Raw genomic sequence first — 11,355 nt, 5'->3', positions numbered from 1 at the left:
GGTGGCGCTTGGGAGGTTGTTGTGTGCTCTGGTGTGCCATCCTTTTCTTTTCAACGGTCCCTTCCCTCCCCTTTCTTCTTTTGTTTTCCCCCCCCCCCCCCCCCCCCCCCCCAGGCCCGAGGCGGACTCTGCCCGAGTATCGGGTGTGCACCGGCCTCAACCCATACCCCTCAACGCGGCCGAGCGGGAGGGGCGTTTTCTTGGCACTTGCCCCATCATGTCAAGGGTCCGCGCCGTCGGCATCCCAGGGTCGGCCAGCGCGGCTGCAGCGCACCACGGTTGCTCAAGGGCAGGACGCCGGCCCCAGAGTCCCGGCGCCAGCTTCGCCCGGGCGCTGGTCGCGCCGACGTGCCTGGGCTGTGATTTCCAAACACAACACACGGTGAGGCATCCGACTGCATCAAAGGGCAGCTTCGTGGCACGGTGGCTGGCTTCGGCTCGTGTCCGCGCGGCAATGGTGTGGTGACCGAATGGAATTGGCGGGACGCCTTCTAAGCGAGCGCTCGCCCACTGCCTCGCGCGAGGCAGTCAGGAGCAACTTGCGCCTGAGCGTCGACTTGTCGGTGTGGCCGGCGGGGTCTCAGAGGAACCCGGAAGTGGGCTCCGCCACTGTTTCCGAGAGGCGGAGGCTGTGGACTCGCCGCTCCGGCACCATCCAAGGAGGTTGTAGGAGCCCCGCGGTCGGAGGGCCTGGAGGAGCAGAAGCGGTCGTGGTCGTCGGCGTCGACCGACCGGGTGTCCCTTGTCTGGAGCCCCTCCCGGTGTAGAGGGTGCTTCCGTCGCCGCTGAAGCCCTCCGTGGCGCGGCCGGTGCGGACGAGGCTTCCTGAGCTGAGCGCGGCTGGTACCTGTTCGCCCTGCGCTGACGCGGCGTTTGCCGCGGATAGGCCGCCACGGCCCTCGGCCACATCGCCTCGCCCGCACCGGAAACCGGCCGCTCAACGCAGCCCTACACCGCATCGCGATCACTCAGGCCCAGCACCGAAGCCATACGCGCACTGCGACGGCGACTCTCCGACGTCGTCTACCGCGCCCTCCTCAACGACGCCCACATCGGCATTCACCACGACTCCCTTCGGTAAGCAGCCTGATTGACATAGAGCAAGAGGACGCAACGCGTCCCGGACAGGACGCCGGGGCGAGAACGGTGGCCAAGATGCCCCGCAAGTCTGTGAACGCGACACTGAAAGGGGTGAGTGACAGTAAGAACCCTCACACGCTAGGCGCAGTTCTCTGGCATACCTATTCGTCACTGGCCACCGCGGAGGAGTGCCAGCGGTGCGGGTCCCGGCCCGGCGGGCGGAGGCTCTGGCACACAGCATGCAGGAAGCGAGAGAAGCTGATGGAAGACGAGACACTGGCTCAGAAGGCAGCCCGCCTGGGGTGCGCCACGCTCGTCGACGCCATGAACCGGGTCCACGGCCACCGAGCGCACATACCCGCCATGTCGAGCCCCGACCCTCTCCGCTATCTCTTCGGGCCGGCAGCCACCATCTCCTTTCTCCCCTACCGCGAGGACCTGGCTGTAGAGGGCCATGACTTCCGGTACTACTTCTACGGAGCACTCGGGAACCCGCCCGGGGCGGGTCAGGTGCTCGTGCTCTCCAGCGGAGGGCACGCCGACGTGTCCCATGGCGGGGGCACAAAGCTTGCCAGGGCAGACAGCACCGGGCTGGCCGGCATCCTCGCCGACGGTCGGCTACGTGACTTCGGCCAGTTGCGTGGCTACAGCTTCGCTACCTGGTGCAGGGGGGAGGCGGTCCGATGGGGCGGCGACACGGTGATGCCGTACGCCTGCGCTGGGGCTGTTGAGATTTCCGGTGTGTGCGTGAGTCCCGGTGACTACATCTACATGGACAGCGCCGGTGGCGTCGTGATTCCCTCCGCCAGCCTGCGGCGGGTGCTTGCCATCGCCGAGGACATCTCAGCCGAGGAAGCGGAGGCCGCGAAGGGCATCAGAAGTGAACAGGCGCAGCCAGGTGAGTAGCGGCGCAGACCCGCGGGAAGCGGCGGCTGTTGGAGGCCCCCTTCTCGTCGTGCCCAACGCATACGAGATCAGCACCCCGCCGAGCTGGACGCCCTCTCCTGGACCCTGTGCGTCCCGTTGGCGCTGCACGGGGTCCCACGCGGTGCCGACGACGGCGACGTCACTCGCGAAAGCCCAGACCGCCAGGTGGTCGGGATCCAACGTCACGGCGCACGCGACGACCAGTCGGCCGTCGCCGGACCGTGACGGCGCCAGGACGATCCCTGCCGCCTGGAAGCACGCGCGTCCACATCCGTGCCCGGCCTGTCGAAGGCGACCTGCAACGCAGCGTCGCCGCTAACATCGACAACCTGCACGAGACGGCGCCATCGTGCTGCCTGAGCAGATCCCCACCGCTGTCACCGCAGGCCGCCTGGCCTACGGCGATGGCACGACCCACCCGGACCTTCCAACCCGACGGGAGCAGACGGGAGCACCTCCTACTTCGAGGCAGGACGCCCTTCTGGCCGCCCTCCTACCAAGCGTCCTACGATCTGCGGTGGTTGGTAGAAGGGGGAGCAGTCGTGGCCTTCGGTTCTCCGACCTGAGGAGCGGTACCTGCTTCGACGGCCGTTTCCAGAAGCCCCAGGTTCCGCTTGAGGTGACAAATCCGAGCGCCTTCCGGTCGTGGCGGGTACCACCGAAGCTAGCCGCGCCGACGGCGACGGCGTGCCGTCCGCACGGGAGGCCATGGATGGCTCAGTCGGCGCCGACGGGGATCGACAGTACTGTAATGCCGCTCATGTCTAGCCAGACCGTCTCCGGTGCGCGCACCAGACGTAGCATGACTTGTCCACACTGCTGGCAGCGGGCCACCAGTCCCGGTGCCTGGCGGTATACGTGCAGGAGTGCGACGTGCCCTGTGTTGCTGCAGTGCGCGCACTGGCTGGTCGCTGCTGTCAGGTCGACCGCGAAGAGTTCGGCCAGGGGACCGGCCAGCGCGTTGCCGTCGATGTAGCCGCCCTCTGCGTCGCGTGGGATACCAGCGTCTGCCGGTGTGCCTGCCGTCATCTCAGTCCTCTCCTCAGCCGAAGCGCTCTGTGCGGACTCGCTCGGGGTCGTGTCCGAGGAGTACCAGGTAGGCAGCTGCCTTCTCGACGAATGCCGTGGGTCCGCAGACGTAGCAGGTGGGCGCGAAGTCCGGTGGCCATCCGTGGCGTACCAGGTCGTCGGGTGTGATGCGGCCCGTGGGGCGCGCGGACTGCTGTGGCGCTTCCCGGGTGTAGATGTGTGTGACGTCGACCCCTGGTGTTCCTTGGCGGATTTCTGGCCCGTACAGCAGCTCGGCCGGCGATCGCAGAGAGTACAGCGCCCGGAAGGGAACCCGGCTGCCGGCTGCACGCCGCGAGCGGATCATGCACATCAGCGGCACCAGCCCGGAGCCTCCGGCCACGAGCAGGACCGGTTCTTGCTGTTCCGGCTGCCAGACGAACCAGCCTCCGACCGGTCCCCGCAGTTCCAGCTGGTCGCCGGGCATGAGCTCGTCGACCAGGTAGGGCGAGACCTCGCCATCAGAGACGCGCTGTACTGTCAGTTCCAGGCGCGTTCCGTCCGGGGCCGAGGCGATGGAGTAACTGCGTTGTGTGCTGTAACCGTCTTCCGCGGTCAGCCGGATGTCTACATGCTGGCCTGCCAGATGGCCGGGCCATTCCGGCACCTCCAGCACCAGTGTGACGGCCGTCGTGGACTCAGCGCGACGTTCTGTCACCTCGGCGACCCTCCATCGGAGCCGGTCGCCTAGTCTCCTCGATACCGCTGCTCTTGCCACGGGTCTCCGTAATTGTGGTAGCCGGCGCTCTCCCAGAACCCCGGGGTGTCGTTCTCTCGCAACTCGAGTCCATGCACCCACTTCGCGGACTTCCAGAGGTAGAGGTGCGGGACGAGCAGTCGGGCCGGACCGCCATGCTCGGGGGCGAGCGGCCGGCCGTCGTAGCCGTACGCGATCCAGGCCTTGCCGTCCAGAAGATCCTCCATCGGGAGGTTCGTGGTGTAGCCCCCGTAGGAGGAGACGAGGACGTACTCAGCGGCCGTCTCGACATCGGCGAGCAGGACGTCCAAAGACACCCCCTGCCACCGGGTGCCGAACTTCGACCACTTGGTCACGCAGTGGAGGTCTGCCGTCGGGGTTTCCGACGGCAGCTTCGTGAGGGCGGCCCAGTCCCAGTTGTGCCGCCTCCCGGTCTCCGTGGTGACGGACAGCTCCCACTTGTCTGTGCTCATCCACGGCGTGGGCCCGGCCGAGAGGACCGGAAAGCCCGTGGTCTCGTACTGCCCGGGTGGCAGCTTCCTGCCCGTGGGCGGCCGACGGCCGTGGAAACCGCGCGAGATGATCGCCATGCTGGCCGTCCAATCGGCTCGTCGTAAGCAGGGCTAGCGCCCCTCAAAAATATCAGCGACAGGGAACACACGCCTCTTATCGTCCTTCACTCCCACAGCCCTCAGTCGCACGTCCGGCCTTCGGCGCGACGTCGGCCCACACATTGCGCAGTCAGTCGAAGTGCCCGGCATCCGCCAATTGAGCCCGCAGCTTCCTGCGCGCGTCGAAGATGGTCTTGTACAGCGCGTTCGGACTGGGGTCGAGCTCAGCGGGCAACGCCAGTGTCGGCCTGGTCGAGCGAGCCAATGGCTGTCTGGAGACGTCGTTTCTGCCCGGACGGGTGTTCACTTCGCCGGCGGACCTCACCGTCCAGCTCGCCGACTGGCTGACCAGGGCCAACCGGCGCATCCACCGCACCTTGCAGGGCCGTCCGTCGGACCGGCTGGAGGCCGACCGCTCTCGCATGCTCGCCCTGCCGCCGATCCCGCCATCAGACCATCACCGACCCCGATCACGCGGCGGCTGCCGCTGCGGCCCGCAAGGCGGCCGTGGGCAAGAAGGCGGCACCGACGGTGACCACGGAAGTCGAAGAGCGGTCGCTGGATACCTATGACCGGGTCTTCGGTGTCATCGACGGTGGCCTCAGCACCGGCGAGGGAGTCGCGTGATGGCTGCCAAGCAGACGGCGAACAGCCGTGATGTCTCCTCCGAACTCGTCTACCTGGCCAAGGCGTTGAAGGCCCCGACCTTGCGGGATGCGGCCACCCCGCTCGCCGAGCGGGCCCGTGACGAGGGCTGGAGCCACGAGGAGTATCTGGTCGCCTGCCTGCAGCGGGAGGTCGCCGCCCGCGATTCGCATGGCTCCGAGGGACGCGCCCGGGCAGCCTGCTTCCCCTGCCGCAAGTCACTGGAGGACTTCGACTTCGAGCACCAGCGGTCTGTGACACGCGAGGTCATCGCCCACCTGGGGACGCTGGATTTCGTCGTCGGTAAGGAGAACGTGATCTTTCTGGGGCTCCGGCACCGGCAAGACCCACCTGGCCACCGGGCTCGGCATCCGGGCCTGCCGGGCTGGCCACCGGGTGGCCTTCGCCACCACCGCCCAGTGGGTGACCCGCCTGGCCGAAGCACATCAAGTGGGCAGGCTCAGCGATGAGTTGACCCGGTTGGGTCGCATCCCGCTGATCGCCGTTGACGAGGTCGGCTACACCCCCTTCGAACCCGAGGTGGCGAACCTCTTCTTCCAGTACATCTCGGGCCGCTATGAATGGGCCTCGGTGATCGTGACCAGCAACAAACCGTTCGGCCGCTGGGGCGAGGTCTTCGGTGACGACACCGTCGCCGTTGCCATGGTCGACCGCCTCGTCCACCACGCCGAAGTCATCTCACTCAAGGGCGACAGCTACCGCATGCGCGGCCGCGACCTCGGACGGGTTCCCACGGCTGACACCGGAGAATGACCAACATCGACAGACGCAGGGGGTCATTTTCGTCGGTCGGCAGCGGCTCACAATTCAGCCGTCGCCGACGGCTCACGTCGCCAGTGGAATGATGCTGCTCGGACATGGCAGGAGCATGGCGGCCTGCGGCTCCCAAATAGAGAGTGAGCGTCGAGGCATCCGGGCGGGATCCCGATGCGTACGTGCCACTGTTGACGGAGCCGGCACGCAAGGAAGGGTGCTCCTCCCCGCTTCGTCCCGCCACTCCCGCGGCGGGTCGTGATCACAGGCAAGGGCGATGGGCACGTCGAGCCGGCGACTGAGGCGGCGTCGCTGGCCTCTTCGATGGGAGCGCTGGTTCTCAGAGACCGGTGTGGGCGTTGGCTTGATGCGGGACGGCGCGCCTGCGCCGACAATGAACGGATGGTCGAGGCTTCCCGTAGGTGCAGCCCTTCGGACAGCAGGAGCCGTCGCGGCAGAGCACAGGAACGGATCGTAGGCCGATTTCGCGAGGGCGGTGCGGCCCTTTCGGCACTTCGCCGAGCAAGCAGGGCAGGGAGCGTCGTGCCTGCAGTGGTCGCCGTGGCCCTCGAGCTCGTCGGAGACGAGGACCTCACTCTGTTCGCGGCGTTCGGCGGATTCGCGACACTGCTCTTCGTCGAGTTCGCCGGTCCCATGCGGGCCCGGATCTCGGCACAGCTCGGGCTGGTGCTGGCCGGGGCCGTCTTGATCTGCCTGGGCACTCTCGCGTCCCGAACCGTCTGGACCGCTACGAGCTCCACCTTCATCGTCGCCTTCGTCGTGCTGTTCGTCGGCCTGGTCAGCTCGGTGCTGGCAAGCGCGGGCACAGCCCTGCTGGCCAGCTTCATCCTGCCGGTCACTTTGCCGGGCTCGGTGGAGTCGATACCCGACCGGCTCGGGGGCTGGCTACTGGCCGGCGCGGCATCACTGTTGGCGATCACGGTCCTGTGGCCGGCTCCGGTTCGCGAGCCGCTGCGGCTGTCGGCGGCTCGGGCCTGTGCCCTGCAGGCCTGTCGCTTGCGTGCGGAGGCCGACTGCGTGAGCAACGGCTTCGTGCCGGCCGGCGGTGCGATCTCCGAAGTAGAGGCCGATGAGGCGACGGCAGCGGCGACGGAGTTGCGCTCGGCGTTCTTCGGCGCGTCCTACCGGTCGACCGGGCTGGCCACGGCCGAGCGGGCGCTCGTCCGCCTGATCGACCAGGTGGTATGGCTGGATACGATCCTGAGGCGAATGCCGCTGAATCCGCGGCCGAGGTCGATCGCACTCGCGGTCTGCGAGGTCAAAACGGAAGCCGCGACGCTTCTCGGACACAGCGCGGTCCTCCTGGAATCGGCAGCCGACGACCCCCGGCTGTTGGACGCCGAGTTGAGACGTCTCTTTCGGGCACGACAGCATATGGAGCACGCTGCCACCTCGGCACTTCCCCTGTACCCCGCCCGGGCCCGGCCAGGGACGTCCTCCGACAGTGAACTGAGCGAGTTCATGACCTCGCTCGAGCCGGCTTTCCGTGCACAGGAGATGACCTGTGCCGTTTCCGTCATCGCTACCCAGGCCGGACTCTTTGCCGCCGCCTGCCGGCGTAGTTGGTGGCGACAGCTTCTGGGGCGCCCCCTCAGTGGAACGAAGTCCGCGCTCGCCTCTGCATGGGAGGACCTCCGGGCACATGCCGAGCGGCATTCGGTGTGGTTCCACAACAGCGCGCGCGGGGCGACCGCCCTGGGCCTGGCCGTGCTGATAGCGGAACTGACTGGCGTACGGCATTCCTTCTGGGTTGTCTTCGGCGCCCTGGCCGTACTTCGCACGACCGCATTGAACACGAGCCAGAATGCTCTACGCGGGTTGCTGGGGGCTGGTATCGGGTTCCTGGTCGGTGGTGGGCTCATTCTTGCTCTTGGTACCAACACCACGGTCTACTGGCTGCTGCTCCCGGTGGCCGTGGCCTGTGCCGGCCTGGGGGCCGATACCGTTTCTTTCACCTTGGGCCAGGCCGGTTTCACCACGGCGTCGCTGATCTTGTACAACCTCATTAGCCCGGGAGGCTGGGAACTCGGACTCGTCCGTATCGAGGACATAGCCATCGGCTGTGCGGTCAGCCTCTTTGTCGGTGTCCTGTTCTGGCCGCGCGGGGCGAACTCGGCCCTGGGAAAGGCACTGGCCGAAGCCTTCTTCTGCGGCGCCCGCTACCTTCAGAGCGCGGTCGAGTTCGCGCTGACCCGTGACGACGGGCTCGTGCGGTCGGTTTCCGTGCCGAACGCCGAGCGCCGACGGGCGGCCTCGGCGGCCAGCCGCCTCGACGACGCCTTGCGCAACTTCCTCGCAGAACGCGGGACGAAGTACGTCCCACTGGCGGGGGTGACGGCTCTGACCAACGCAGTGGTGGTCCTCCGCTTCACTGCCGAGGCCGTCCTACGGCTCTGGCAGGGTGCCGATCGTGCCTCTAGGCAAGCGCAGAGCGCGGCGAGCGCGGAGGTCCTTGACGCCAGCGGGTTGGTGCTCGAGTGGTACGTCGGTACGGCGCGCGCAATTGAAGGGAGGGGCAGGGTTCCCGCCCCGATCGACACCCGGCTCCTGGCCGGCCGACTGTTGGAGGCGGTCGGCTGCGACGTGGTCGCGGCAAACGAACCCGGAAGCGCGGAGATGGTCAGAACGATCTGGACGGCGGACCACATCGACGTCGTCCAACGCCTCCAGGCAGCGATCCTGGAACCAGCTCGAGCGGCCTCGGAGGAGTGTCGGCCCGGGTCGTGGGTCACCGTCACCAGACGCCGACGTCTCACGTAGGCGCCCGGCGACGGCCGACCTCATTCGGGCAGAGGAAGTTTCGGCACCGTGCGTTTCAGTTCTTTCTCGTGCATGCCGCACCAGATTGTGTGCTGATGTGCTGTGGCGAGAGCCCGACTGGCGCAGGGCCGGCGGACGGGGCACGTCTTGCCCGCGGACTTCGCTTCTTCGGCCGGCGCTGGCCGGGGCCCTTCGGGCTCACGGGGGAGAACAGCTCGGTGTCGAGATCCCGGTGCCCGCGCCTTCTAGGTGGGCACCATCCCGATGCCGGAGTAAACCCTCGGATCAGGCGAACCCGTTCATCACTTCTCTGGACGTAACCACGGGATGGTTGGCGCGGGCCCGGCGTGCCGCCGCCTTCCGGGCCACCGGCAAGTCAGGGGGCCGCGCGCTGTTCCGCGGCATCGAGGCGCCGGTTCGCATTAAGAACCCGCCGTGCGGAGGTGCTGATGGTGATCTCGTGCCGCTGACTGTGGCCTGCACCGCCTGGATGGGCCCTGCGCGCCGTGCACCGGACGCCTCTCCGAGACGATCGTCCCGGCCATCATCGGACAGCGCTTGGTCGGCATGGACGCCGCCGCCTCCTTCACTCAGCTGGTACGGGCGTACGGGGAGCCGGTGCCCGGGCCCGCACCCGGCGTCATGCGCGTCCCGCCGTCACCCGAGGTCTGGCGGAGCGTCCCGAGCTGGGCGCGGCGACGTGCCGGCATCGATCTGCATCGCTCCCGCACCGTCATCCAGACCGCCCGCTACGTCGCCCCGCTCGACGGGTGTGCCGGGACCCGCTCCGCGCGTACGCACTGATGGGGAAGCTGCCCGGCATCGGCGTGTGGACCGCCGCCCAAGTCGGCCACGACGCCCTCGGCGATGCCGACGCACTGCCGCTGGGCTACTACCACCTCGGCCGCATGACCGGCATGGCTCTGCTTGGCAGGTCGCTCGCGGACAAGGAGATACAAGACTTCTACGAGCCGTTCCGGCCGCACCGCTACCGCGTGCTCCGCCTGAACGAACTCAACCCAAGGCCGGCTCCCCGGCACGTGCCCCGGATGCCCCGGGACGGCCCGATGCACTGAAACAGCCCAGTGCCCCGATCATGCGAGGGTCTAGAGGTGCCGCAGGACCGGGACGGTCTCCACCTTGCGGATCCCGTCCAGGGCGGCCAGGCCATGGGTGAGGCAGGACGGACTGGATCGCGGCCAGGTGGACGAGATCATCGCCGTTCATCCGCGGGGCGACTTCAAGAACGAGTTTTTGCAGGCCTACGTCGAAGGACTCAAGCACCGCCCGGAGACCACGAACGGAACCGTGAATTCGGATGTGCTGGAGCACTTCGTTCCCAGAGTCCGTCGCACGACCACGGTCGAGCGCATCCTCGGCGCCGCCTGGCCGAGCTGATGCACCCCGACGCCATCTACGTCACCGACGGCGGCGGCAAGGCCGCCGCGGCACGCAAGCGCATCCACGGCGGCGAGCGCGTCGCCGAGATCATGGTGCATACGGCGCGACAGTGACACCCGGGCCGCATCGACTTCGCCGAGGTCGGCGGCGAGCTCGCCCTCGTGTTCCACCGGGAAGGCCGGGTCTAGTCCGTCGACACGGTCCAGATCACAGACGGTCTGATCACTGCGTCCGCAGGGTCAGCCATCCCGACGAATTACTGCGCGTCTGAGCTGTCCCACCCGCGGGCCCCCCTCGTCTCCCCGATGAGAACGCACAACGGGCGGCGAAGAAACACGCGAGTACAGGTGAGATCGATCGTGCAGAACGGCATACATCCACCTGCAGCCGCTATGAGCCCTGCGCGCGAGCGCAGGGCGCTCAGGCCTCTCCCCAGTAAGGACCTGTATGCAAGCCATCACTGTGCGAGACCGTGACGCCGGTGTTGCCGGGATGTCCCTGACGGACATTCCCTACCCTCACGCGGCCGAGAACGACGTCATCGTGCGGGTGCACGCCGCCGGCTTCACCCCGGGCGAGCTGGACTGGCCCGCCACGTGGACCGATCGCGCCGGCCGCGACCGGACCCCGAGCGTGCCCGGGCACGAGCTGTCCGGTGTCGTCGTGGAGCTGGGGTACGGCACCACCGGCCTGAGCGTCGGACAGCGGGTGTTCGGCCTGGCCGACTGGACCCGCGACGGCGCCCTCGCCGAGTACACCGCGGTGGAGGCCCGCAACCTCGCCCCGCTGCCGGCGGACATCGACCACACCGTGGCCGTCGCACTGCCCATCTCCGGGCTGACCGCCTGGCAGGGCCTGTTCGACCACGGCCGCCTCACCACAGGCCAGACCGTCCTGATCCACGGTGCCGCGGGCGGCGTCGGCTCGATCGCGGTACAGCTCGCCCGCGAGGCCGGCGCCCGTGTCATCGGCACCGGCCGCGCCTCAGGCAGGGACAGGGCACTCGCACTCGGCGTCGACACCTTCATCGACCTGCAGGCCGAGAAGCTGGAGGATGCCGGCGAGGCCGACGTCGTGTTCGACGTGATCGGCGGCGACATCCTCGACCGCTCGGCCGCCCTCGTCCGCCCCGGTGGCTCGCTGGTCAGCATCGTCGTACCGCCCAAGGTCCAGCCCAAGGACGGGCGGGCGGTCTTCTTCGTCGTCGAACCCGACCGCGCCCGGCTCGCCGACCTCGCCACGCGGCTGAGGGACGGCCGGCTCAAGCAGCTCGTCGGTGCTGTGCGGCCCTTCGCCGAGGCAGCCGCCGCGTTCGCCCCTGGCAAGCGCACCCCGGGCAAGACGATCATCCGCGTCACGGAAGACTGAATC

The 11,355-nt window shown here is 68.1% G+C and carries 9 protein-coding genes and 3 pseudogenes; 8 read left to right on the top strand and 4 right to left on the bottom strand.

Annotated elements, in window-relative coordinates; all coding sequences use genetic code 11:
* Positions 1–1,155 precede the first annotated feature (1,155 nt).
* Positions 1,156–1,986, top strand: coding sequence for an RraA family protein (locus ACZ418_RS42030; protein ID WP_468373927.1), 831 nt, complete (start codon positions 1,156–1,158; stop codon positions 1,984–1,986).
* A 738-nt stretch (positions 1,987–2,724) separates the two neighbouring features.
* On the opposite strand, the gene ACZ418_RS42025 is transcribed toward ACZ418_RS42030, so the two are convergent.
* Genes ACZ418_RS42025 through ACZ418_RS42015 form a run of 3 tightly spaced genes read right to left on the bottom strand, consistent with a single transcriptional unit; the run spans position 2,725 to position 4,362 of the window.
* Positions 2,725–3,036: a DUF6510 family protein gene (locus ACZ418_RS42025; RefSeq protein ID WP_468373924.1), complete on the bottom strand. Its 312-nt coding sequence runs from the start codon at positions 3,034–3,036 to the stop codon at positions 2,725–2,727.
* 13 nt (positions 3,037–3,049) lie between these two features.
* Positions 3,050–3,793 (bottom strand): ferredoxin reductase, encoded by a 744-nt coding sequence (locus ACZ418_RS42020; RefSeq protein ID WP_468373921.1) that lies wholly within the window; start codon positions 3,791–3,793, stop codon positions 3,050–3,052.
* On the bottom strand, positions 3,763–4,362 hold the full coding sequence (locus ACZ418_RS42015) for a sulfite oxidase-like oxidoreductase (protein ID WP_468373918.1): 600 nt from the start codon (positions 4,360–4,362) through the stop codon (positions 3,763–3,765). The genes ACZ418_RS42020 and ACZ418_RS42015 overlap by 31 nt, the downstream gene beginning before the upstream one ends.
* A gap of 266 nt (positions 4,363–4,628) precedes the next feature.
* On the opposite strand from ACZ418_RS42015, the pseudogene ACZ418_RS42010 reads away from it, so the two are divergent.
* From ACZ418_RS42010 to ACZ418_RS42000, 3 genes and pseudogenes are all read left to right on the top strand, one after another.
* Positions 4,629–4,832, top strand: a pseudogene (locus ACZ418_RS42010) (IS21 family transposase); the annotation flags it as partial.
* 177 nt (positions 4,833–5,009) lie between these two features.
* Positions 5,010–5,802: pseudogene (gene istB, locus ACZ418_RS42005) on the top strand (IS21-like element helper ATPase IstB).
* Positions 5,803–6,363: 561 nt separating this feature from the next.
* Complete coding sequence (locus ACZ418_RS42000) at positions 6,364–8,583, top strand: FUSC family protein (RefSeq protein WP_468373915.1); 2,220 nt, start codon at positions 6,364–6,366, stop codon at positions 8,581–8,583.
* 20 nt (positions 8,584–8,603) lie between these two features.
* On the opposite strand, the pseudogene ACZ418_RS41995 reads toward ACZ418_RS42000, so the two are convergent.
* Positions 8,604–8,756 (bottom strand): annotated as a pseudogene (locus tag ACZ418_RS41995) (WhiB family transcriptional regulator); the annotation flags it as partial.
* 385 nt (positions 8,757–9,141) lie between these two features.
* Here ACZ418_RS41995 and ACZ418_RS41990 point away from each other — a divergent pair.
* The 4 genes from ACZ418_RS41990 (at position 9,142) to ACZ418_RS41975 (ending at position 11,352) form a co-directional block, all read left to right on the top strand.
* Positions 9,142–9,387 (top strand): hypothetical protein, encoded by a 246-nt coding sequence (locus ACZ418_RS41990; RefSeq protein WP_468373912.1) that lies wholly within the window; start codon positions 9,142–9,144, stop codon positions 9,385–9,387.
* Complete coding sequence (locus ACZ418_RS41985) at positions 9,387–9,659, top strand: hypothetical protein (protein ID WP_468373910.1); 273 nt, start codon at positions 9,387–9,389, stop codon at positions 9,657–9,659. The genes ACZ418_RS41990 and ACZ418_RS41985 overlap by 1 nt, the downstream gene beginning before the upstream one ends.
* Positions 9,660–9,786: 127 nt before the next feature.
* Positions 9,787–9,981 (top strand): hypothetical protein, encoded by a 195-nt coding sequence (locus ACZ418_RS41980; protein WP_468373907.1) that lies wholly within the window; start codon positions 9,787–9,789, stop codon positions 9,979–9,981.
* Positions 9,982–10,431: 450 nt separating this feature from the next.
* Positions 10,432–11,352 carry an NADP-dependent oxidoreductase gene (locus tag ACZ418_RS41975; protein ID WP_468373905.1) on the top strand — a complete coding sequence of 307 codons (921 nt, stop codon included), beginning with the start codon at positions 10,432–10,434 and terminating at the stop codon, positions 11,350–11,352.
* Positions 11,353–11,355 lie beyond the last annotated feature (3 nt).

It is taken from the genome of Streptomyces sp. NPDC030820, from assembly GCF_055572075.1.
Note: the sequence above shows the minus strand (reverse complement) of the source record. Positions and strands in the feature narration are given on the sequence as shown.